Below are 23,171 nucleotides of genomic sequence, written 5' to 3'. Positions count from 1 at the left end.
CCAGATACTTCAACAATCCGCCCCGCGTACACAATCTAGACAAGCGGACTCTATGGACTGTTGATTCGCATCCTACACAATCGCCCCCCGGTTTGCGCAGGGGTGCGTAGATAAAATGTGTTTGGTGTCACAACTAGGGCGAAGGATGTTGCACCTCAGCAACAAGCGCCCGTTGTCCTTTTCCTGCACCCGACACGGCAAGCCTGCGGCCTGCCCTGCTGCGGCACAGCGGGCCAGAGGCAAGTCGCCAGAGAGCCGGCGGGCGTACCCAACTGACCCTTGCGGCGCTGCCACGGCCCCTCATCAGCGCGACTTCAGAACAGCGTCGAGATTGACGTGCTTCCACTGCCCATCCACGATCTCCCAGATATCGGAGGTGCGGAAATTGGAGTCAGACTTCTTCCCGGTCGGATCGACCAGTGTGAGTTCCACTTCCACATTGGCATTCTTGCCATCCTGGGTGACATCATGCACCTTGATGGATTTCAGGGTCCATGCTTTCGCATGGTATTCCGCATAGAACTTGGAATCCGTCCGCTTGGGGTCGATCCCATGCTCCAGATCGTAGCGCACGCCCCAGTTGCGGTCCACATGGGCTTGCCAATAGCGTTTGAAATTGGTAAGCACACCGATTTGCGCCATTTTGGGCTCGAGCGCAGGCGATTCGAACACCAGGTTCAGCGGCTTTGACTCCGCCGAAACCGTATTCGGTGCGGCGGCTGCATTGCCTGCAGTCTGCGAGGTCGCGCAGCCGGCCAGCCATGGCAACACCGCGACCATGGCAGCGGCGAGCGTGATCTTTTGTGCAAAATTCTTCATGCGTGTCTCAACATAGTGTGGAAGTTCAACGAATCACCGGTGGGCGACTCGCAGGGATGAGGGCTCTTGCAGCGTGTGAAAAAGCACCAATGGGATATGGGCGACCTGCTGATAGTTCACATCAATGATGCTGCGGCCACCATTTCGGCGCAATGCGTCACCCGCGAGCAGGACGCAAGGCGCCAAGACAGCCAACGAACTGTCGGTCTGCGGCACCGGGGCGCTCAGGCAGCGCATGGGCGGCATCACGTCATCGCGCCCCAGGAAGGCGTCGTAGTCTGCCATGATGGCCCAGGTATCGGGGCGCACTTTGGCCAAGGTGAACATCTCCTGCAGCGCGTTGAAGGAGAGCGTGGTGCCCTCCTGCAACACCAGGCGATACTGTCCGCGCCAATCGTAGTCGCCTTCGGGATCCGTCCGCGCAACGATGGTCAGCCGCGAATCGAGCCGGGCAAAGTCTTCCATGGCCGTGCGCACCGCAGGTGACTGGTCGGCGTGCCCCAGCAGCAGCAGCTCCCAGCCCGAGTAGGTCTGGTGCACCAGCGAGAAGAAGGTGGCGGTGAGCGCCGCCACGTCGAAAGGCTGCACCACGGCCGAGACGAACGGCGCGGCCACTGCCTGGGAATGGACTGTTTGCGCGCCCTGCGCGGCGCTTGCGCCAGACAATGTGCGCCAGCCATCCCTCATGAACCGCCACATGCCTGGCGGCACCACGGCGCGCACCATGTTCTTGGCGTGGAACAGGGCATGCGCTCGCCGCCCAGCCCCGAGGGATACCTCTTCGCCAGCATCGGCGATCAGGCGGTAGTACTGCGCCATGTAGCGCGCCTGGTCGTTGGCGAGCAACTGGCGCTCATGCACCGTGGTCAGCTCCGAGCGCAGGTACTCCAGATCCATGCGCGCAGCCGCCAGCTTGCGGTCCAGGTCAGTCGCCACGACGGGAGACGCCCCCGCCAGGGATGGCATCGATGTCGAAGACAACGTCTTGGGAGGATTGACCGCCCGGATGGACACCCCCGCAGCCAGCGTGCGCAGGTGGTGCTCGGGCAGCGCGCCGAGGGCATCCATGATGGCCACGTCCTGCGGCTGGGCCGCCCCCGTGCCGGAACGCTGCAGGGCGTCGACCACCTCGCCCAGCGGCGTGGTGCGCAGCAGGGCCGCCGCATCGGCGGGCAGGCGGTCCAGGTAGACCCCGAGGAACCAGCTCAGCGACCACCGCGGGTGCTGGTGGGGCTCCACACCACTCCAACGCAGGTCAAACTCGCGGAACCACTCGCGCAGGCCGGTTTCGGTGGCGTTGTAGAAATGGTGGGGATAGCCGTGCTCCGGCTGCAGGAAGGCGGTGTCGATCTTGACCACGCCGCCGGGCTTGAGCACGCGGCGAATCTCCTCCACCGCCGCCTGGGGATATTGCAGGTGCTCGAACACCGCCTGGCTGATGACGGCACCGAAGCTGTTGTCCCTGAACGGCAGCCGGTCGGCAGAGCCGACCACGTCCGTCATGGGGTAGCGAAAGATGTCGATCTGCACCACGTTGTCCCAGCGCTGCAGCTTGCCGCCTGCGCCCAGGTCCAGCACCCATTCATCCCGGTGCTCCTCGATGATTCTGAGCGACTCCTGGCTGTAGGGGTGGCGCGATACCGGATCGTCCACCGAGGCCTCCCCCGTTCCCGCCTCCTCGATGGTTTCCGGCAGCAGCACGGGCACCCCATTGCGCAGGGGGTAGGCCGCCTCGCAGCCGCCACACACCACCCGGCTCTCGTGCTGGATCAGTCTGGAGCCGCAACGCGGGCAGGCCAGCAGGGGCAAAAGGGAGTCAAGTCGGCTCATACGGTGGATTCAAGGAAGGAAACGGTCACGTGGCAAAGACGGCGGCGAGCGCCGGCTCAGGAAACCCGGGGGGGCCATGCCAGCGAAAAATCTTCGGCGTCGATGGTCAGGTTGGGGTTGTAGCAGGGGTCGTTGGCCAGCAAGGCAGGCCAACGGGTCTGCAGGATCTTCACTTCCGAGTTGAAGCGCTTTTGCTTCTCGGGCGTGTCCTCATAGCCGCGCGAGACAGACTCGTGGTGGATCAGTTCGGCATAGGGCGTCCAGTGGTTGCGGTAGCCCGCCTCACGCACGCGCAGGCAGAAGTCCACGTCATTGAAGGCCACGGCCAGGCTCTCGTCCAGGCCACTCACCTCTTCGTAGACCGACTTGCGCAGCAGCAGGCAGGCCGCCGTCACGGCAACGAAGTCCTGCGCCAGCACCGCGCGGCCCATGTAGCCATGCTGGCCCCGGGCCAGCAGCTTGTGCGCATGGCCGGCCACGCCGCAGACCAGCACCACGCCTGCGTGCTGGATGCGACCATCGGGGTACCACAGCCGGGCGCCCACGCAGCCCACGCCGGGCTCCAGGGCCGGGCCCACCATCTCGTCGAGCCACTCGGGGTGGGTGGCCTCAATGTCGTTGTTCATGAGCAGCACGAACTCGCCACGAGTGGCTTCGTGCACCGCACGGTTGTTGATGGCCGAGAAGTTGAACGGGCCATCGTCGCGCAACACCCGGATCTGCCCCGACGCCTTGCGCTCGGCCAGCAACTGCAGCGAAGCAGCTTCGTCGCTGCCGTTGTCCATCACGATGATTTCGTAATTGGGGTAGCGGGTCTGCACCAGGCTGTCGAGGCACTGGCGCAGGATCTTCTCGCCATTGCGGGTCGGGATGACGATGCTCACCAGCGGCGGGTTGGCTGGAATGCCCCAGCGCACGCGGTACATGCCGGATGCCTCCGGCGCCTCCAGGACCTCGCCCTGCAGTCCACGGCGTTGCAGATGCTCCTGCAGCGCCCGCCGGCCGGCCTCAAAGGCATAACTCTTGTTGCCATGGCCCGAGGCCGTGCTGCCGGTCGCCGTGCGCCAGTGGTAGAGGATCTGCGGCACGTGGAGCACAGCGGCGGCTTCCACGCTGTCGATGGCGCGCAGCGCCAGGTCGTAGTCTTGCGCGCCCTCGAAGCCCACGCGCGGGCCACCGAGCTGGCGCATGAAGTCAGCGTCATAAACCGCGAAGTGGCACATGTAGTTGTGCGAGCGCAGCAGGCCCAGGTTGAAATCGGGCTTGAAATACGGATCGAAGCGCCGGCCGGTCTGATCGATCTTGTCCTCGTCGGAATACAGCACCTTGCCCTGCGGGTGGCGCGCAAAGGCCTGCATGACGCGCAGCAGCGCATGGGGCGTGAGTTCGTCGTCGTGGTCGAGCAGGGCGATGTACTGGCCCTTGGCCAGGGCGATGGCCGTGTTCGTCGCCGCCGAGATGTGCTGGTTCTTTGTGTGGAAGGCCAGGCGGATGCGGGAGTCTTCAGCGGCCGCGGCCTCCAGCAGTTCGCGCGTACCCGCCTTGGTTGAGGCATCGTCGCAGATGCACAGCTCCCAGTGCGGGTAGACCTGGTTCTTCACCGACTCGATGGCACGGCCCACATCCTGCGGGTCGGGGTTGTAGACCGGCATGACGATGGAAACCAGCGCCTTGCGCGGCAGGTCGGCCGCCTCGGCCACCAGGCGCGAGAGCTTGACCGGGTCCATGGTGTCGAATTTCGCCACCCAGTCGGCATAACTGCGCGGTGCGGCCCCGGCCACCGCATCCGGCACGGGCGCACCGGCATCCAGGGCTTCCAGCTCATGCCCGGAGCCATGCAGCATGCGCCGCAGACGCTGGCGCACGCCCTGCACGCCCTGGGTGCGCAGCACCGACACCGTGCGCTTGACCAGATGCGACAGGCCCAGACCCCGACTGCGGGCGACCGAATAGGCCGCCACGACGCTCTTGGCATAGCGCGGCAGCCGGACCACCAGGCGCAACGGCCGGGTGATCTTCCAGGAGCGCGAGCCCGTCACCAGGCGCAACTGGTGCTGCGTGGCGTCCACCATGGTCTGCAGGTTGTGAGCATGGTTGCGCGCCAGGGCGATCTCGGCCCCCAAGGCCTTGGCAGAAGCCTCCAGGGAACCGATGTGCGCCTGGGCATCGGTGTACAGGTCCAGCACGTTCGCGCCGTGCTGGTGGGCCAGGTCTCGCTCGCGCATTACAGCGTGGAGCTCGACGATGGTGGCATCACGCTCCTGCCGCACCACGTCGCGCGCAGCACATGCCAGGTCGTGCGCCTCGCCCAGGTGGTGCGCGTCCTGGCGGGCCTTGTCGGCTGCCTGCATGGCATCCATGGCGCGCTGCTGCTGGTCCATCAGGTCCTGCGCCAGCCGCTTCACGTCCTTGTCGCGCTCGGCCAGCTGAGACAGCACGCTGCGCCGCGACAGCGAGCGTGTCACCAGTTCCTCGAAGGTCTGCTTGGACTGCAGCACCTGCCATTTGGCATACAGCTGGGCTGTGGCATCGGCCGCGCGCTGGCGGTCGGCCTGCACGCCCTCGCCCGCCCCGGCATGGATGCGGTAGGCAGCCGATACGCCGGGCACGAACTCGAACGGCGTGCGGCTTTCCACCTGCAGCCAGAAATCCCAGTCCTCGTACAGATCGAAGCGCTCGTCGAAGGCGGCGCCGCCGGCCTGCACCAGGCTGCGGTGGAACAGCACCGAGTGGATGGGCATGAAGTTGCCGTAGCGCAGCTCGCCCGAGGCATAGGGGAACTGGAAGATCTCGCCCACGGGCTCGCTCTTGGCATCGACGCATTCCACCGCCGTGTGCACCGCCTTCACCGTGTCGCTCTGGCGCACGGCCAGCACCAGCTTGGCAATGTGGTCCGGGTAGAACCAGTCATCGTCGTCCAGGAAGATGAGGTACTCGCCGGTTGCCGCTGCCATGCCGGCATTGGCCGCCAGCGCGCGGTTGAGCTTCTTGCCCTGGGAGACCAGGGTGACCGGCACGGGGCCGTCGGCCCACTGCGTACCAGGCAGGCCGTCGCCGGAGGCGTCCACCAGCACGATGTCCAGATGCGGGTAGGTCTGCAGCGCCACGGACCCAAGGGCCTTGGCCAGCGTGGGGCGGCCCATGGTGCGCACGATGACCGAGACCAGCGGCAGGTCCTGCGGCAGCACGGCCACGCCGCGGCCCAGCAGGCGCTGCCTTTCGCCCTCGATCAGCAGCGGGCCGCCAGCGCGCAGATCGGCCGAGGTATAGCTCTCGAAAGCCTCGGCGTATTCAGACGCCGGAAACAGCGTGAGCGCGCGAAAACGGTTGAGCGCGGAGATGAAACTCGCATACGGCAGCTTCTTCTCCTGGCTGGCAAAGACCTGCATGGCCTGCTGCTTGAGCGCCCACACGGGCGTGATGTCCAGCAGCCGGTTGGGCCTGAGCGGCGCGCTCACCTCGTACAGGTGCAGGCCCACGCCCTCCAGCCGGCGCACGGCCTCGATGGCGCACAGCGCCGTGGCGCGGTGGTCGGGGTGCAGCTCCCAGGGCGACGGAGCGTACACCACGTTGGCGCCGGTATCGGCCACCGCCTGGATGATCCTGTGCACCAGCGCTTCGCCATAGGTGACTTCACGGTCCTGCAGGCCCCAGCACTGGGGCGGCGGCAGGCCCAGCACACGGGCCGCATCGGTACTTTCGGAGAGGCGGGTGTCTGCATACCCCTTGGCCGCACCTTCTTCGCCATGCCCGCCAGCGGTCAGCAGGACGACGTGCACGGAGTGCCCCGCCTGAACATGCCCGGTGATGGCCCCGCCGCATCCAAAGACTTCGTCATCGGGATGGGGCGCCAGGACGAGTACGCCCCCTGGGGCGGGAGGCACGGGTGAGGCGTGGTAAGGGATGATCTCAGCCTCGCTAGGGTGCATGTTGTGCATTCAGATCAGGAAAGGAACGTGGGAACGGTCTGTGGCGCATGGAAACCGGCGTGCTTCCGCAAAAAAGGCGCAGGCACGGCAAGGGCCGGGCCCTCGTCAACGAAAAGGGCCACCGTGTACGCCAGGCAGAGACCAGGTCTGTGGGATTTTTCGCTTGAAGCCGCCGCAGCGGCCCTCAAGGCAGGTCTGCAATTCTATATTCTGTCGTATGCAGCCACGATCATGCGCTTACCCTGGCAATGGCAACGGATTGTTGCACCACATACCCCTGCACATCCAAAATATTGCGCATTGGCGCGACACCGGTCACACCCGGCGGCATCTCCCCGGCACACGGCCTTACCCAGGCGGGCGTTGCAACAGCCCGTGCACCCCGCCCCGGACTGCGGCGAGCAGGCGCGCCAGCCGCCGCTCGGACAGCAGCGGCTGCAGCAGCAGCTTGCGTGCCAGCGGGGCGAGCAGCTTGCGGCGCCAGCCACGGGGCACCTCCCGCGAACGCAATAGCCACAGCGTGTTGCGCACCTGGAAGTAGATGCGCTGCGGCGGATGCGCCAGCACCTGGCGCCCCAGCACCTTCACGCCCGCCTTGCCGATGGTGTGCTGCAGCACCACCGCCCCGGTTTGCCGCACCGACCAACCCCGGTGGCGGGCGCGCCAGCACCACTCGGTATCGACCATGTCCACGAACCAGTCTCCCCTGAACGGCCCCACGGCAGCCAGGGCCGCAACCGGATACAGGCAGCCGGAGGTGATCACGTGGTCCACCGCCACCGTCTGCTGCGCGGACCAGGGATCTGCGGACGCCACCAGGCGCAGGTGCGGGTCCACGCAATGGACGGGCAGTGCCCGTCCAGTGGTTTCGTCGCGCACAGCAGGCCCGAGCGCCGCCCAGCCGCCAGCGGCATCACCGGCCCGCGCCCAGACGCCCAGCAGGCTGGCCACGTACCCGGCGGGGGGCAGGGAATCCTGGTCAAAACTCAGCAGGAAGTCAAAGGCTCCGTCCAGCGCCCGGTGGCGCGCCAGGTTGAGCGCTGCACCCACACCCAGGTTGCCTGGCGCCAGGTGCCATTGCACGGTGGTCATACCCGACCAGGGCTCCGCCACCGGGTCGATGGTCTGGCCGTTGTCGATGACCAGCACCTGCGCCACATCTGGCAGCAGTCGAGCAATCAAGGCCGACAGCCTATGGCTGTCCGGGTGGTACGCCACCACGCAGGCCAGAACGCGCGGCGTCACGGGGTAGCGCCCGCTGCGCTGCACAGGGCCTCGTAGGCATCGGCAATGGCCTCCCACCGATAGCGCTGCGCCAGCGACGGCCCTGGCACCCACGCGCTCTCCTGCGGGCTTTGCAACTGCCGGGTGAGCATGGATACGTCGGCAAAGTAGCCCCCCTCGTCCCCCAGCGTGTAGCGATTGAAGATGCAATCGAAGGCCAGCAGCGGCCGCTGGTACGGCAGCATCTCGACCAGCGAGGGATTGGTACCCCCCACGCTGTGCCCGTGCAGATAGATATGGCAACCGGCGCGCAGGGCCGCCAGCGCCTCGGGGTCGAACAGGGAATCGATGAAGCGCACGCGCGGCTCGCCCTGGTAGCGCGCGAGCAGCTCACGCCCCAGCGGCGTGGCGCTGAAGTTGCCAACCAGTACATACAGCGGCTGGGGCGATGCCAGAAAGGCCTGCAGCATCTCAGCGATGTGGTTCTCGGGTTCGATCCGTGCCACTGTCAGCAGGTAGCTGCCGGGTGCCAGGCCAAAGCGTTCCTTGATCAGCGCCTGCGCTGCACCTTCGGCCAACTGCAGCACATGGTCGCAGCCATAGGCGATGACGCTGCTGGTGCGGCCATAGCGGGCCAGCACCATGTCGGCAATGCCCTGGTTGTCGCTGACCACCACATGGGCGTGGCGCACGGCCAGGGCCTCGCTGCGTTCGAGGAACCAGCGCTTGAACCCGGTCCATTTGTCGCGCCGGGTCTCCAGCCCGTCCACATTCACGATGATGCGCCGCCGGCCTGCCGCCAGGCGCATCAGGGGCAGGAAGATGCCGCCCGACACGCCCATCACCAGCATGGCATCCGCCTTGCGCCAGCACACCAGGAAGTTGAGCAGGTCATAGGGCACAGACCACAGGCCGTTGGCACGCAGCGGCAGGTAGCGGTGCGCCAGGCGCTCGCCATCCACCGCCAATGCGGTGCGGCCCACCGAGGAACCAAAGACCAGGGTGGCATGCCCCCGGCGCGCCAGCCGGGGCGCGAGCTGCTCGACGCAGGTCTCGAACCCGCCATAGCGCGCCGGCAGGCCATCGGTGCCGATTACCGCGATGCGCAGCGGTCCACTGGAGGAATCGGTCATCGCTGCGGGCCTTGGACCGATGGCCGCAGCGCCTGCAGCACCAGAAAGAGCCCCATGGCCCGGCGCCGCCGCGTGGGTCCCGACACCAGCGCGTGCCAGGCCAGGTGCAGCGCCACCCGCGCACGGCTGCGGCCGGCCCAGGGCCTTGAAAGCCAGCCAGGCACATGGGCCGCCGGGGACGCCGAAGGCAAAGCGCCGCTCTGCTGCGCCCGGGCCCAGGCCATGGACTGGACCAGCACCCGCTCGGCCAGTTGCATACCGCGCCGCAGCTGCTCGCCCAGCGAGCGCTGGCGCGATGCACCCAGCAGGTTGGCGCCGTGCTGGCGGTACAGCGACAGGCATTGCGGCACGCAGGCCAGGCGCTGCATGCGTTGCGCCACCAGCGCCACGGCCCAGTCGTGCATCACATAGGCCGAAGGCTCGGGCAGGCGGGCCACGCAGGCCAGCATGTCGCCCGAGAGCACCAGCGTGTGCCCGATCACCGGGTTGACCAGCAACAGGCGCCGGGGGTCGAGGTCACGGGGCACGGCATAGGGGTTGCCGGTGTAGAAAGTGGGCTGCTGGGGCGCGAGCGCCTCGTCCACCACCTGCACGTCGTGGAACAGCGCCCAGGGCTGCGGCAGCCCGGCGGCGGCATCGAGCATGGCCGCCACCTTGCCAGGCAGCCATACATCGTCCTGGTCCGCCAGGAAAATGCAATCGCCTGCGCCCACCTTGGGGGCCAGTTGCGCCATGGCATTGAAAAAGGACAGAGCGGGGCCAGGGGCGCTGTCGATCCAGTGCAGCGCCAGCGGCGCGCCACCAGCCCCCTGCGCCAGCTGCGACAGCACTTCACGTGTGCCGTCCTCCGACGCATGGTCAAAGACGTGGATCACGTCCACGGCCCGGGACTGGGCGCGGATCGAGGCAATCTGCTGTGCGATGAAGCGTGCCCCGTTGTGGCTGCACAGGAGCACATGCAGGGTCATGCCGGACTTTTCAGGTGCGCCACGGCCCGCCGTCAGCGGGCGGCGACAGCAGCGAAGACTTCCGCGTTCTCCAGGGTCAGGCCCTGCTGGTCCTTGGCCGACAGCAGCGGGTTGGCACCGATGTCGGGCCACTCGATGCCGATGGAGGGGTCGTTCCAGATGATGCAGCGCTCGTGCGCCGGCGCGTAGTAGTCGGTGGTCTTGTACAGGAACTCCGCCGTCTCGCTGAGCACCAGAAAGCCGTGCGCAAAGCCTGGCGGCACCCACAGCTGGCGGTGGTTGTCTTCGCTCAGCTCTTCGCCGACCCACTGGCCGAAGGTGGGCGAGGCCTTGCGGATGTCCACCGCCACGTCGAACACAGCACCGCGCACCACGCGCACCAGCTTGCCCTGGGGCTGCTGGACCTGGTAGTGCAGTCCACGCAGCACGCCCCGGGCGCTGCGGCTGTGGTTGTCCTGCACGAACTGGTGGTCGGTACCGGTGGCCTCGTTGAAGGCACGCTGGTTGAAGCTCTCGAAGAAGAAGCCGCGTGCATCGCCGAACTTCTTGGGTTCGATCAGCACGACATCGGGAATGGCCAGGCGGGTTGCTTGCATGGAGTGAATTTCAGGAAATCAGTAGATCTTTTCTTTGAGCACGCGCATCAGGTACTGGCCGTACCCGTTCTTGGTCAGCGGCTGCGCCAGGCGCTCCAGCTGCGCGCTGTCGATCCATTGGCTGCGCCAGGAAATCTCTTCGGGACACGCAATCTTCAGGCCCTGGCGATGTTCCAGCGTAGCGATGAACTGGCCGGCTTCGAGCAGGCTCTCGTGCGTGCCGGTATCCAGCCAGGCATAGCCCCGGCCCATGATCTCCACATTCAACTGGCCGCGCTCCAGGTACAGGCGGTTGAGGTCGGTGATCTCATATTCGCCGCGGGCCGAGGGCTTGAGCCCCTTGGCCAGCTCTACCACCTGATTGTCGTAGAAATACAGGCCCGTCACCGCATAGCTCGACTTGGGGACCTTGGGCTTTTCTTCGAGCGACAGCACCTTGCCGTGGGCGTCAAACTCGGCCACGCCATAGCGCTCGGGGTCATGCACATGGTAGGCGAACACGCTGGCGCCACTCTGGCGCTCGGTCGCGCTGCCCAGCAGCTCATGAAAGTCATGGCCGTGGAAGATGTTGTCACCCAGCACCAGCGCGCTGGGGGAATCGCCGAGGAAGGACTCGCCGATCACGAAGGCCTGGGCCAGGCCGTCCGGGCTCGCCTGCACCGCGTACTGCAGGTGGATGCCCCACTGGCTGCCATCGCCCAGCAGTTGTTCGAAGCGCGGCGTGTCCTGCGGCGTGCTGATCACCAGGATGTCACGGATGCCCGCGAGCATCAGCGTGCTCAGCGGGTAGTAGATCATGGGTTTGTCGTACACCGGCAGCAACTGCTTGCTGATGGCCAGGGTGGCCGGGTGCAGCCGGGTACCGGAGCCTCCGGCGAGGATGATGCCTTTGCGTGCCGTCATGGGGTATTTTTCAGAGAATCTCGGTGAGCATGCGCACCACGCCCGTCTGCCAATGGGGCAGGGTCAGGCCAAAGGTGCTGCGCAGCTTGGTGGTGTCCAGGCGCGAGTTGTGGGGGCGCACGGCCGGGGTGGGGAAGGCGCTGGTCGGAACGGGCGCCACTTCCTTGGCGATGATCTTTTCAGCCACCGGATGCCGGGCGGCCACCGCAAGCACGTACTTCGCGTACTCGTTCCAGTTGGTTTCGCCGGCCGCCACCAGGTGGTACAGGCCCGCATCTTCGGGGCGCTGCTGCAGGTGGCGGATGGCATGGGCGGTCACGTCGGCCAGCAGGTCGGCGCCGGTCGGAGCGCCCCACTGGTCGTCGATCACTGTCAGGCGCTCGCGCTCCTGGGCCAGGCGCAGCATGGTCTTGGCAAAATTGCCGCCGCGTGCGGCGTAGACCCAGCTGGTGCGAAGGATCAGGTGCTTTGCGCCGGACTGGGCGATCAACTGCTCGCCTTCGAGCTTGGTGCGGCCGTAGACGCTCAGGGGCGCGGGTACATCGGTCTCCACCCAGGGGCGGCTGCCGCTGCCGTCGAACACATAGTCGGTGCTGTAGTGCACCAGCCAGGCGCCGAGCTTCGCGGCCTCCTGCGCAATGGCGCCGGGCGTGGTGGCATTCAGCGTGCGCGCGAAGTCGCTCTCGCTCTCGGCCTTGTCCACGGCGGTGTGGGCGGCAGCATTAACGATGACGTTAGGGCGCAGGGCGCGCACCGTCTCGGCCACGCCGGCCGGATTCGAGAAATCACCACAGTGTTCCGTGCTGTCGAAATCCAGCGCCGTGACGGTACCGAGCACGGACAGGCTGCGCTGCAGCTCCCAACCGACCTGGCCGCCTTTTCCAAAGAGCAGGATGTTCATGCGCTGGCGTCCGCCACGGCTGCGGGCTCCTGCGCATACTGGGTCTGCACCCAGTCGCGGTAGGAACCGGTCTGCACGCTGGCAACCCAGTCGGCATGGTCCAGGTACCACTGCACCGTCTTGCGGATGCCGGTGTCGAAGGTTTCGGCGGGCTTCCAGCCCAGCTCGCGCTCGATCTTGCGCGCATCGATGGCGTAGCGGCGGTCGTGGCCGGGGCGGTCCTTCACGTAGGTGATCTGGGTGCGGTAGCTCTGGCCATCGGCACGTGGGCGCAACTCGTCGAGCAGGCTGCAGACCATGTTCACGATCTCGATGTTGGGCTTTTCGTTCCAGCCGCCCACGTTGTAGGTCTCGCCCGCAGTGCCGGCTTCGAGCACGCGGCGGATGGCGCTGCAGTGGTCCTTCACGTAGAGCCAGTCGCGCACCTGCATGCCGTCGCCATACACCGGCAGGTTCTTGCCAGCCAGGGCGTTGACGATCATCAGCGGGATCAGCTTCTCGGGGAAGTGGTAGGGCCCGTAGTTGTTGCTGCAGTTGGTGGTGAGCACCGGCAGGCCATAGGTGTGGTGCCAGGCGCGCACCAGGTGGTCGCTGGCCGCCTTGCTGGCGCTGTAGGGGCTGTTGGGCTCGAAGCCGCGCGTCTCGGCGAAGGCCGGGTCGGTGGGTGCCAGCGATCCATACACCTCGTCGGTGGAGACGTGCAGGAAGCGGAAGGCTTCGCGCTCGCCCTCGGGCAGCGCGCTCCAGTAGGCACGCACAGCCTCCAGCAGGCGGAACGAGCCGACGATGTTGGTCTGGATGAAATCCTCGGGCCCGTGGATGGAGCGGTCCACATGCGATTCGGCCGCGAAGTTGACCACCGCGCGGGGTTGGTGCTCGGCCAGCAGGCGGGCGATGAGTGCGCTGTCGCCGATATCGCCCTGCACGAAGACATGGCGTGCATCGCCCTTAACGCTGTCCAGGTTGTGCAGATTGCCCGCATAGGTGAGCTTGTCGAGGTTGACAACGGGCTCGCTGGAGGCAGCAAGCCAGTCAAGAACGAAGTTGGCGCCGATGAAACCCGCGCCGCCGGTAACCAGAATCATAGGGTGGGCTGTGTGAAATGCCTGCTCGGCAGAACCCGCGATTATCCCACCCTGCCCGGTTACCCGGTAACAGAGTTCAACACGGGCCTGCCGGGGCGGGTGAAAAGGCCATCAGAAATGGATGCCGCGCATCATCTGCTGCAACGCCACCGCCTCGGCCGACAGCTGCGGCTTGGCGTCCTTGCTGCCCTTGGCGGCGGTGGAATCCGGGAACATGCGAAAGCTGGTGTTCATGGTGATCTGCGCCACGCGCGGCACCAGCGCATGCAGCAGCTGGCCGGTAATGCCCAGGCGCGTGGCGATGCGCACCGGTTTGAAGATACAGGCCTGGGCGATCATGTCGGCCGCCTCCTCGGGGCTCAGCGTGGGCACGTTGTTGTAGATCTTGGTCGGCGCGATCATGGGCGTGCGCACCAGCGGCATGTTGATGGTGGTGAAGGTGATGCCCTGGTCGGCAAACTCGCTCGATGCGCAGCGCGTCCAGGCATCAAGCGCCGCCTTGCTGGCCACGTAGGCAGAAAAGCGCGGCGCATTCGTCAGCACGCCGATGGAGCTGATGTTGACCACATGGCCCTTGTGCTTGGCCACCATGCCGGGCAGAAAGCCCATGGTCACACGCAGGCAGCCGAAGTAATTGAGCTGCATGGTGCGCTCGTAGTCGTGGAAGCGGTCGTAGCTCGACTCGATGGCGCGGCGGATGGAGCGGCCCGCGTTATTGATCAGGAAGTCCACGCCACCATGCTTGTCGATAAGCAACTGCACGAAGCGGTCGCAATCGGCCATGTCGGCGATGTCGGCGGCATAGGCGATGAACTCGTAGCCCTTGGCCCGGGCTTCGGCGCAGGCCTCGTCGAGCTTGTCCTGATCGCGCCCGCAGATGACGGTGGTGGCGCCCGCCTCGGCAAACTTGTGCGCCGCCGCCAGGCCGATGCCCGAGGAGCCCCCCGTCACCAGCACCACCTTGCCGGCCACCGTGCCCTTGAGGCTGCGGTCGATGAACAGCTCGGGGTCGAGGTTGCGCTCCCAGTAATCCCACAGGCGCCAGGCGTAGTCCTTAAGGTTGGGGCAGGCCACGCCCGAGCCCTTGAGCGCCGCCAGGGTTTCGCGGCAGTCAAAGCGCGTGGGGTAGTTCACGAAGGTCAGCATGTCCTCGGGCAGGCCCAGGTCCTTCATCACGGCATTGCGCACGCGGCGCACCGGCGCCATGGCCATCAGGCTCTTCTTGATGCCCTTGGGGATGAAGCCCAGCAGCGCGGCGTTGATGAAGAGGTTCATGCGCGGCGCATGCGCGGCGCGGCTGAAGATGTCCAGCACGTCGCCCACGCGGTAGCCGACCGGGTCCACCAGATGGAAGCATTTCTTGGCAATGGACTGCTGGTGGCTGATGACGTTGAGCGCGTTCACCACGAAGTCCACCGGCACGATGTTCACGCGCCCGCCCTCCAGGCCCACGGTGGGCATCCAGGGCGGCAGCAACTGGCGCAGGCGCTGGATCAGCTTGAAGAAATAGTAGGGGCCGTCGATCTTGTCCATCTCGCCGGTCGTGCTGTCGCCCACCACCATGGCCGGGCGGTACACCGTCCAGGGCACCTTGCAGTCCTGGCGCACGATTTTCTCGCTCTCGTGCTTGGTCTGGAAGTACGGGTGGTCCAGGCCCTCGGCCTCCTCGAACATGTCCTCGCGGAACACGCCCTCGTACAGGCCGGCCGCAGCGATGGACGAGACATGGTGGAAATGCCCGGCGTCGATCGCCTTGGCCAGGTCCACGGTGTTGCGCGTGCCCTCGATGTTTACGGCCACCTGGGTTTCCTCATCCGCCCCGAGGTCGTAGACCGCCGCCAGGTGGTAGAAGTGGTCGATCTGTCCCTTGAGCTTTTTCACGTCCTCGGAGGCCACACCGAGCTTCTTGGCCGTGAGGTCGCCGAACACCGGCACGGCCCGTGCGGCCGACACGCCCCAGTAGCTGCGCAGGTCGGCCACCTTGTCAGCGCTCCCCTGCCGGATCAGGAAATGCACCACGGCCCCCTTGCGCTCCAGCAGCTTCTTCACCAGCCGCTTGCCAATGAACCCCGTTGCCCCCGTCACGAAATACTGCATGAAAACCTCCCTGTGAGATCTGTTCATTCTTGCGCAAGGGCACGGCCGGTGGATTCAGCACAAACCCGCGCAGCCCCCTGGCCGGTGGTATGGCCTGCTAGACGCCACGCTCTACGTTTTTAGGAGCGCGCGCCTACACCTGGCCTGCCGCGCGGCGTACAGTTCGGCCATGCGCCAAAGCCACCCGGCACTGGCAACCCCCAACACCCACCCGCATACCGGAGTCCCCATGGTCAAGAAACTGCAGAAACTCAGCGCCGACAACAAGAAGAGCAATGCCCAACTGTCGAGCACCGTCAAGGACTCGGCCCAGCAGATCTGGCTGGCGGGCTTGGGTGCCTTCTCCAAGGCCCAGGAAGAAGGCGGCAAGGTGTTCGAGTCCCTGGTCAAGGAAGGCCTGTCCATCCAGCGCAAGACCCAGGCCGTGGCCGAAGAGAAGATCTCCGAAGCGACGAGCCGCGTGACCACCATGGCCAGCGACATCGGCTCCAAGGCCCAGGGCCAGTGGGACAAGCTCGAGAACATCTTCGAAGACCGTGTGGCCAAGGCACTGTCCAAGCTCGGCGTGCCTTCGGCGCGTGACCTGGAAGCCCTGACCGCCCGCGTGGACGCACTTACCAAGGGCGCCGGCAAGGCGGCCGCTTCGGCCAAGGCCCCTGCCAAGGCCGCCGTGAAGGCAGCAGCCCCCGCAAAGAAAGCCGCCGCCAAGAAGGCAGCCGCTCCCCGCAAGGCCGCCGCCAAGCCTGCAGCCAAGGCCGCTCCCGCCAAGAAGGCCGCAGCCCCTGCCAAGAAGGCCAGCGCCAAGGCCGCAGCTTCCGCCTCGGCACCTGCTGCTTCCAACTGACCTCCTGCCAGCGGGCCCGCCCGCTGCAGCCAGCGGCTGACACGCCTTGTGCGTGCCAGCCGCTTTTGCGTTGTGGCACGCTTCGAGCCACGGGCCGCGCGCTCTGCGCGGGTGGCCGCTGCTGGAACGTCAACACGTTCCAAGGACATGCCAATATTGATGCAGTGCAGCATCTGCGGCTCGGTTAGAGTAGCCCCCAGAGACATACCAACACCGATCCCAATCGACGCGAAGAGGGCCCGCACACATGGTGAAGAAAGCGCCGCGACGCACCGCAGAACGCATTCTGGAAGTCACGCTGGAGCTGTTCAACCGGTTCGGCGAACCCAATGTCTCCACCACCCTGATCTCGGCCGAGCTGCGCATCAGCCCCGGCAACCTGTACTACCACTACCCGGCCAAGGACGAGCTGATCAATGCGCTCTTCGACCGCTACGAAGAGTCGCTGACCGAGCTGCTCGCTGCCGCCGATGGCGTGCGCAACGTGGAGGACGCCTGGTTCTTCATGCACACGCTGTTCGAGCTGATCTGGCAGTACCGCTTCCTGTACCGCGACCTCAACGACCTGCTGTCCAAGAACCGGCGCCTGGAGACGCATTTCCAGGCCATCCTCAAGAACAAGACCCGGGCCGTGCGCGCCATGCTGGACGGCATGGGCCGATCGGACGCGCTGCACATCGACACGCGTGAGCTGGAGGCCACCGCGACCAGCATGGTGGTGGTGCTGACCTACTGGCTGAGCTTCGAGTACGTGCGCGACCCGCGCCGCGCGCTGGAACCCGAGAGCGCCCAGGCGGCCCTGCTGCGCGGTGCCCACCACGTGCTCAACCTGCTGATGCCCTACCTGGAAAGCGGGCAGCGCGCGCACCTGCTGGAACTCGTCGGTGCCTATGCCACCGCGCCGGGCTGAGCCCCAGGGCGCCCTGTCCACCCCTACACCCGACCCCAAGAACCACAGGAGACACACCATGGCCAAATGGACCCCTTTCCCCCATGCGGGTGACTACAGCTTCGACGCCACGAGCGTGAAGAAGCACTGGGCGCGACTGCACAGCGGCGACGCCGAACCCTGCCCCAAGGATGCGGCCGTGCTGCAGGCCTGGGCACTGTTCCACAGCGGCGACTTCGAAAAGGCGACGGCTGCGGGCCTGGCTGCAGGCGGCCCCGGCATCACCGTGGCCAACAAGGCCACGGCCATCTACGCCAACTACCTGGAGCAAAAGGAAAAAACCCGCCTGGACCTGTTCACCCAGGTGGCCGAGCGCGCCGAAGCCCAGGCCGGAGACGACCCGACCAACCCCAACGCCTGGTACTGGCATGCCTATGCCCTGGGCCGCTACAGCCAGGGCATCAGCGTGGCCAAGGCCCTCGCCCAGGGCCTGGGCGGAAAGGTCAAGGAGTCGCTCGAAAAGTCCATCGCCCTGGCGCCCAAGCACGCCGATGCCCGCATCGCACTGGGAGCCTTCCACGCCGAGGTGATCGACAAGGTGGGCTCGCTGATCGGCGGCATGACCTATGGCGCCAAGAAAGACACGGGGCTCAAGCTGTTCCAGGAGGCCCTGAAACTCAACCCCGGCTCGGCCATCGCCATGGTGGAGTACGCCAATGCGCTGGTGATGCTCGAAGGCGACAAGAAGATGAAGGAGGCGACCCAGCTCTACGAGAAGGCCGCTGCCTGCGAGTCTGCCGACGCGATGGAGCGCCTGGACGTGGAGATGGCGCGCGCCGAACTGGAAGACTGATCTGCCGGGCGACGCCCCGGCACTCAGTTGGCGAAACGGCGTGAGGCGATCTCCAGCAGACCGTCAAAGATCAGGTTGTCCACCAGCTCGAAGGGGCGCGTCATGCTCGGCGCCATCTTCCAGCCGGCGCCGCCGGTCATGATGCAGGCCGGCTCCTCGCCGCAGTGCTGGATGACATGCTGCACCATGCGCTCCACGGCACCGGCGATGGCGTAGGTGCCGCCGCTGGTCAGTGCATCGCTGGTGTTGGTGGGGAACATGCGCACGTCGCCCGTGGGCACGTGCAGGCCGGCGGTACCCGTTTCGAGTGCGCGCAGCATGATGCCGTGGCCCGGCAGGATCAGCCCGCCCAGGAAGCGCCCGTGCGCATCGATGCACTCCACGGTGACCGCCGTGCCCACCATCACCACCACCAGCGGCCGCGCACGCCCCTGGGCCAGTACATGGTGGCGCGCGCCGATCATGGCCACCCAGCGGTCCGAGCCCAGGCGCGAGGGGTGGTCGTAGCCGTTGACCAGCCCCGCCTCTTCGTCGGATGAGACCACCCATTGGGCGCCCACATCCCAGAGCTCCATCTGCTCCTGCACGCGGCGCTTGGCGGCATCGCCCGCCACCACGCAGCCCAGCATGCGCTCAGGCGCCGGCAGGGCTGCCCAGCTGCCTTCGGCGAGCTTCTCGATATGGTCCAGGAACTCGGCGCCATGCGCCAACAGCGCAGCCCCGGGGCGGTGGGCGTCGTACAACGCCCATTTGAGACGGGTGTTGCCGACGTCGATGGCCAGAAAAGTCATGCGGCGGATTATCCCGAGTTTTGGCCAGGTACACCGGGCGCACCCTCCAAAGGCCGCCACGGCGCCCGTCGCACCGGCGACAGCGGCGCCTGCCAATGTGAAAAATCGTGTCGCGCGCCCGTCTTACACCAGGGTGTCGCACTTTGCCGCTAAAGTGGCCCTTCCTGTTTCTGCAACCTTAGGAGATACGACATGGGTCTTTTCAGTTTCATCAAGGAAGCCGGCGAAAAGCTGTTCGGTGGCAAGGAAGCACAGGCCGCCACGGCCGCCGCTCCATCGCCAGAAGAACTCAACGCCAAGGCAGCCAAGGCCATCGAGACCTACATCGGCACGCAGAACCTGGGCGCGACCAACGTGCAGGTGGCGTTCGATGGCAGCCAGGGCAAGGTCACCGTCAAGGGCGATGCCCCCACGCAGGCGGCCAAGGAAAAGGTCACCCTGTGCTGCGGCAACGTGGCCAGCGTCACCAGTGTCGAGAACCTGATGAGCGTGACCAACCCCGAGCCCGAGGCGCAATACCACGACGTGGTGCGCGGCGACACGCTCTCGGCCATCGCCAAGAAGTTCTACGGCGACGCCAACAAGTACCCCCAGATCTTCGAGGCCAACAAGCCCATGCTCACGCACCCCGACAAGATCTACCCCGGCCAGAAGCTGCGCATTCCGCCACTCTGAGCGCACAGCGCTTCCCAAGAAACAGCGGGCCACATGGCCCGCTTTTTTCATGGCGCCTTGTCTTCAGCCCTGACGCCATGGCAGGCCGCGGTAGCGCCAGCCGCCCTTGCGCCCGCGGTGGGCCTGGCCGTCGGCGTCGCCCTCGAAGCCTTCGAGGATGTTGTAGGCCGTGATGCCCAGCTCCGTCGCACGCCGCGCGGCGGCCACGGAGCGCACACCACTGCGGCACAGCAGCACGGCGCGCCCGCCCTCGGGCACAGCCAGGCGCAGCTGGGCATCGAATTCGGCGTTCATGGCCATGCCGGGCCACTGCTTCCAGGCCACGGGCACGGCACCGGGCACCTGGCCCACCCACTCCCGCTCGGCATCGCTGCGCACGTCGATCAGCACGGCCTGGCCGTCCTGCACCCACTGCCAGGCCAGCGCTGGTGACACGTCACCGGCATAGCCCTCGGCCACGCGCGGGGCCTGCAGCGCTGCGCCATCGGCATCCTGGCGCTGACCCGAGTGCTGGTTGGCGGGCACGGCCTCGTCCATGCGGCGCGGACGCGGCAGGTTGAGCGAGTCCATCAGCGCGACGAATTCGGCCTCGCTGCGGCCGGCCACGCGCGCATTGCCGGCCTTTTCGGCGGCGATGCTGCTGTGGCTGCGGCCCTGGTAGTCATGGCCTGGCCAGACGGTGGTGTCATCGGGCAATGCGAACAGCACGCCGGTGATGCTGCGGTACAGCTTGGCCGCATCGCCCGACTGGAAGTCCGTGCGGCCGCAGCCGTTGATGAGCAGGGCATCGCCCGTGAACACATGATCACGCCAGCGGTAGGACATGCTGCCCGCCGTGTGGCCAGGCGTGTGCAGCGCCTGCAGCGTCTCGCCGCCGAAGGCCAGGGTGTCGTCATGCTGCAGCTGCACGACCGCCGTGCCGATGTCGCAGCCTGCGGGCACCGCGGTCTGCGCGCCCGTGTGCTCGGCCAGGCGCGCGGCGCTGGTGATGTGGTCGGCATGGGTGTGCGTCTCCAGCGTCCAGCGCAGCGTGAGCCCCAGGGACTGCAGTACCGCCAGGTCACGGTCGAGCTGCTCGTCCACCGGGTCGATGATGGCGGCCTGGCGCGTGGCGGGGTCGTGCAGCACGTACGTGTAGGTGCTGGAGGCGGGATCGAAGAGCTGCAGGGGAATCATGGTGGGCCTGAATGCGGTGGTTTCCGCCATTTTGCCGCGCCCGGTTTCGCCCCGCCCTGCGCGCGCTCAATCCCAGAGCGGGGCTGGCTCATCGCGCAGGTGGTTGCGCAGGGCCGCGTAGTCCGGCACCACGGTGGCCACCGTGTCCCAGAAACGCGGGCTGTGGTCCATCACGCGCAGGTGGGCCAGCTCGTGCGCCACCACGTAGTCGATGACCGCAGGCCGGTAGTGCAGCAGGCGCCAGTTCAGGCGGATGGAGCCGTCGGCCTTGGCGCTGCCCCAGCGCGTCTGCGCGCTCGACAGGCGCAGGCTGGTCCAGCGCACGCCCAGCAGCGGCGCAAAGTGCTCCAGCCGCGCTGTGAAATGGCGCTTGGCATCGCGCATCAGCCAGGCCTGCACGGCATCGCGGATCTGCGCGGGGCCCGCGCTGTGCGGCAGGCCGATGTGCAGGCGCGAGGCCAGCGGTGCATCCGGGTCCTCGGCCGAGGCGATGGCTTTGAGTTGCCCACCACGGCCGCTGAAGCCATGCGCGGGGTCGAGCACCACGGTGACCGGCCGGCCCAGGTAGGGCAGCACGGCGCCGTCGGCCCAGACGATGCGCCCGCCTTCCATGCGCTGCTGGCGCTCACGCGCCTCGCCGAGCTTGCGCACGATCCACTCGGACTTTTCGCGCAGCGCCGCGTCGATGGCGCCCAGGGTCACCCAGCTGGGGGCGCGCACAGAGAGGCCGTCCGGCCCGACACTGAAGCCGATGGTGCGCCGGCGCGCGCGCTGCAGCGCATACGCCACCACGGCATCACCCAGCAGCAGTTCGCGTTTGGCCTCGGGGTGGCGGAATTCGGCGGGAGACAGCAGCGAAGGCAGCGGGACCGCAGGCGGACCCACGGGCCGGGGCGGTGCGGCCACGGGAATCCTGGCCGCCGGCGGTGGCTCGACCGCCTTGGGCGCCGGTGCGGGGCTGGCAGGCGGGGTGTCGAAGAAGTCCAACGCCAGTTGCACGAGCCGCTGCATCATGGGAATGGGGTCCGATCAGGGCGCCGTCAGTGCGGCCGCGGGATAGGCCTCGGGGTCGAGGCGGCGCATTTCGGCCTCGATCCAGTCCTCGACCTCGCGCATCAGCTCTTCCGGCTCGCGCCCGACGCTGGAAATGGGCTTGCCGATGGACACGTCCACCACACCGGGGCGCTTGACGAAGGCCTTGCGCGACCAAACCTTGGCCGAGGTCACGGCAATCGGCACCACCGGTGCGCCGGTGTCGATGGCCAGGCGGGTGCCGCCGGTCTTGTAGGTGCCCTTCTGGCCACGCTCGATGCGCGTGCCCTCGGGGAACATGATGATCCAGATGCCCTTGGCCAGCAGGTCCTTGCCCTGCTCCACCACCTTGCTGAAGGCCTGGGCGCGCTGGCTGCGGTCGATGTGGATCATGTCCAGCCGGCCGATGGCCCAGCCGAAGAAGGGCACGTACAGCAGCTCCTTCTTGAACACGTAGGCCAGCGGGTGCGGCATGATCGTGGGCATCAGAAAGGTCTCGTACGTGGACTGGTGCTTGACCAGCAGGATTGCGCCCTCGTTCTCGCCCTGGGGCAGGTTCTCCATGCCCGTCACCCGGGTGCGGATGTCCAGCAGCACCCGTGCGCCGCTGATGCACAGCGACAGCCATGCGGCCGCTATGCGGTACAGCGGCAGGCCGCGCACGCCGAGCAATGTGCCCAACATGATGGCCAGCGCATAGGGCATGACGGTGGTCGCCATCCAGAGCAGGTGAATGATGGAGCGGATCAGGGCCATGGTGAAAAGGTCTTGCGATGGGTGCCGCCGCAGCAAAGGCGTGCGGCGGGCACCAAGGGGCGCTGTGGGTCAGACCGCCATCAAAGGGATGGCGGCCGGCAGCAACTGCTCGACGAAGGCCGCCAGGCTCGCATGCACCTGCGTGCCGGGGGGATAGCCGGGCGGCAGCGCCTGGCCCGGCACCACGCCGGCGGAACTGCCCGTGCACACCAGGTGCAGTTGCGCACCGAGCGCGGCGCCGGCCTGCAGGTGCGCCAGGCAGCTGCCCACCACCTGCACGTCATTGCGCTCCACGCCATAGCGGTCGCTGATCTGCTCGAGCAGGCCCGGGCCGGGCTTGCGGCAGGCGCAGTCCTCGTCGGGCGCATGGGGGCAATAGAACACGGCGTCGATGCGCCCGCCCACGGCCGAAAGCTGTTTGTGCATCTTGGCGTGGATGGCGTTGAGCGCCACCACGTCGAACAGCCCGCGCCCCAGACCCGGCTGGTTGGTGGCAAGTGCCACATGCCAGCCGGCGTGGTTCAGCCGTGCAATGGCCTCGAGCGCGCCGGGAACGGCCGTCCATTCCTCGGGCGAAGTGACGAAGTCCTCACCCAGCGGGTTCAACGTGCCGTCGCGGTCCAGGATGGCGAGTTTCATGGGGGTCCCCTTGTGACAGACGCCAGCCTAG

Annotated in this window: 20 protein-coding genes and 1 pseudogene; 4 read left to right on the top strand and 17 right to left on the bottom strand. The window is 66.8% G+C overall.

The features are described 5' to 3' along the window. Positions 1-303: 303 nt before the first annotated feature. The 11 genes from QYL93_RS18750 to QYL93_RS18700 all read right to left on the bottom strand — a co-directional run bounded on the left by QYL93_RS18750 (position 304) and on the right by QYL93_RS18700 (position 15,485). Complete coding sequence (locus QYL93_RS18750) at positions 304-819, bottom strand: hypothetical protein (RefSeq protein ID WP_305745059.1); 516 nt, start codon at positions 817-819, stop codon at positions 304-306. A 33-nt stretch (positions 820-852) separates the two neighbouring features. Further along, a complete protein-coding gene (locus tag QYL93_RS18745) occupies positions 853-2,649 on the bottom strand; it encodes a methyltransferase domain-containing protein (protein ID WP_305745058.1) in 1,797 nt (598 codons plus the stop codon). A 56-nt stretch (positions 2,650-2,705) separates the two neighbouring features. Continuing rightward, a complete protein-coding gene (locus QYL93_RS18740) occupies positions 2,706-6,578 on the bottom strand; it encodes a glycosyltransferase (protein ID WP_305745113.1) in 3,873 nt (1,290 codons plus the stop codon). A gap of 348 nt (positions 6,579-6,926) precedes the next feature. Then, positions 6,927-7,823 carry a hypothetical protein gene (locus QYL93_RS18735; protein WP_305745057.1) on the bottom strand — a complete coding sequence of 299 codons (897 nt, stop codon included), beginning with the start codon at positions 7,821-7,823 and terminating at the stop codon, positions 6,927-6,929. Then, positions 7,820-8,935, bottom strand: a complete 1,116-nt coding sequence (locus tag QYL93_RS18730; RefSeq protein WP_305745056.1) for a DUF1972 domain-containing protein — start codon at positions 8,933-8,935, stop codon at positions 7,820-7,822. Before QYL93_RS18730 ends, QYL93_RS18735 begins: the two co-directional genes overlap by 4 nt. After that, positions 8,932-9,903, bottom strand: a complete 972-nt coding sequence (locus QYL93_RS18725) for a glycosyltransferase (protein WP_305745055.1) — start codon at positions 9,901-9,903, stop codon at positions 8,932-8,934. The genes QYL93_RS18730 and QYL93_RS18725 overlap by 4 nt, the downstream gene beginning before the upstream one ends. Before the next feature lie 32 nt (positions 9,904-9,935). Continuing rightward, the gene (rfbC, locus tag QYL93_RS18720; protein WP_057200028.1) at positions 9,936-10,499 is read right to left on the bottom strand and encodes a dTDP-4-dehydrorhamnose 3,5-epimerase; all 564 of its coding nucleotides are present in this window, start codon (positions 10,497-10,499) and stop codon (positions 9,936-9,938) included. Positions 10,500-10,517: 18 nt separating this feature from the next. Next, entirely contained in the window at positions 10,518-11,402 is an 885-nt protein-coding gene (gene rfbA / locus QYL93_RS18715) for a glucose-1-phosphate thymidylyltransferase RfbA (protein ID WP_305745054.1), read from the bottom strand. A gap of 10 nt (positions 11,403-11,412) precedes the next feature. Then, the gene (gene rfbD / locus QYL93_RS18710) at positions 11,413-12,303 is read right to left on the bottom strand and encodes a dTDP-4-dehydrorhamnose reductase (protein ID WP_305745053.1); all 891 of its coding nucleotides are present in this window, start codon (positions 12,301-12,303) and stop codon (positions 11,413-11,415) included. Further along, positions 12,300-13,388 carry a dTDP-glucose 4,6-dehydratase gene (gene rfbB / locus QYL93_RS18705; RefSeq protein WP_305745052.1) on the bottom strand — a complete coding sequence of 363 codons (1,089 nt, stop codon included), beginning with the start codon at positions 13,386-13,388 and terminating at the stop codon, positions 12,300-12,302. Before rfbB ends, rfbD begins: the two co-directional genes overlap by 4 nt. 111 nt (positions 13,389-13,499) lie before the next feature. Beyond that, the gene (locus QYL93_RS18700; protein ID WP_305745051.1) at positions 13,500-15,485 is read right to left on the bottom strand and encodes an SDR family oxidoreductase; all 1,986 of its coding nucleotides are present in this window, start codon (positions 15,483-15,485) and stop codon (positions 13,500-13,502) included. A gap of 229 nt (positions 15,486-15,714) precedes the next feature. Between QYL93_RS18700 and QYL93_RS18695 the strand changes: the two genes are divergently transcribed. The 3 genes from QYL93_RS18695 to QYL93_RS18685 all read left to right on the top strand — a co-directional run bounded on the left by QYL93_RS18695 (position 15,715) and on the right by QYL93_RS18685 (position 18,071). Continuing rightward, complete coding sequence (locus QYL93_RS18695; protein WP_305745050.1) at positions 15,715-16,329, top strand: phasin family protein; 615 nt, start codon at positions 15,715-15,717, stop codon at positions 16,327-16,329. Positions 16,330-16,576: 247 nt separating this feature from the next. Continuing rightward, positions 16,577-17,239, top strand: a complete 663-nt coding sequence (locus QYL93_RS18690) for a TetR/AcrR family transcriptional regulator (protein WP_305745049.1) — start codon at positions 16,577-16,579, stop codon at positions 17,237-17,239. Between the two features lie 58 nt (positions 17,240-17,297). Further along, the gene (locus QYL93_RS18685; protein ID WP_305745048.1) at positions 17,298-18,071 is read left to right on the top strand and encodes a hypothetical protein; all 774 of its coding nucleotides are present in this window, start codon (positions 17,298-17,300) and stop codon (positions 18,069-18,071) included. A 23-nt stretch (positions 18,072-18,094) separates the two neighbouring features. Here QYL93_RS18685 and QYL93_RS18680 read toward each other — a convergent pair whose 3' ends face one another. Then, positions 18,095-18,862, bottom strand: coding sequence for a type III pantothenate kinase (locus QYL93_RS18680; protein WP_305745047.1), 768 nt, complete (start codon positions 18,860-18,862; stop codon positions 18,095-18,097). Between the two features lie 192 nt (positions 18,863-19,054). On the opposite strand from QYL93_RS18680, the gene lysM reads away from it, so the two are divergent. Continuing rightward, positions 19,055-19,537, top strand: a complete 483-nt coding sequence (gene lysM / locus QYL93_RS18675; protein ID WP_305745046.1) for a peptidoglycan-binding protein LysM — start codon at positions 19,055-19,057, stop codon at positions 19,535-19,537. A 63-nt stretch (positions 19,538-19,600) separates the two neighbouring features. On the opposite strand, the gene QYL93_RS18670 is transcribed toward lysM, so the two are convergent. The 5 genes and pseudogenes from QYL93_RS18670 to gmhB form a co-directional block, all read right to left on the bottom strand. Beyond that, complete coding sequence (locus tag QYL93_RS18670) at positions 19,601-20,092, bottom strand: rhodanese-like domain-containing protein (RefSeq protein WP_370877002.1); 492 nt, start codon at positions 20,090-20,092, stop codon at positions 19,601-19,603. Between the two features lie 120 nt (positions 20,093-20,212). After that, positions 20,213-20,713 (bottom strand): annotated as a pseudogene (locus QYL93_RS18665) (MBL fold metallo-hydrolase); the annotation flags it as partial. A 66-nt stretch (positions 20,714-20,779) separates the two neighbouring features. Then, a complete protein-coding gene (locus QYL93_RS18660) occupies positions 20,780-21,724 on the bottom strand; it encodes a M48 family metallopeptidase (protein ID WP_305745111.1) in 945 nt (314 codons plus the stop codon). Positions 21,725-21,742: 18 nt separating this feature from the next. Further along, positions 21,743-22,501 carry a 1-acyl-sn-glycerol-3-phosphate acyltransferase gene (locus tag QYL93_RS18655; RefSeq protein ID WP_305745045.1) on the bottom strand — a complete coding sequence of 253 codons (759 nt, stop codon included), beginning with the start codon at positions 22,499-22,501 and terminating at the stop codon, positions 21,743-21,745. 69 nt (positions 22,502-22,570) lie between these two features. Further along, on the bottom strand, positions 22,571-23,140 hold the full coding sequence (gene gmhB, locus QYL93_RS18650) for a D-glycero-beta-D-manno-heptose 1,7-bisphosphate 7-phosphatase (protein WP_305745044.1): 570 nt from the start codon (positions 23,138-23,140) through the stop codon (positions 22,571-22,573). Positions 23,141-23,171 lie beyond the last annotated feature (31 nt).

Source organism: Acidovorax sp. A1169, from assembly GCF_030704685.1.
Classification (GTDB): domain Bacteria; phylum Pseudomonadota; class Gammaproteobacteria; order Burkholderiales; family Burkholderiaceae_C; genus Acidovorax.
Note: the sequence above shows the minus strand (reverse complement) of the source record. Positions and strands in the feature narration are given on the sequence as shown.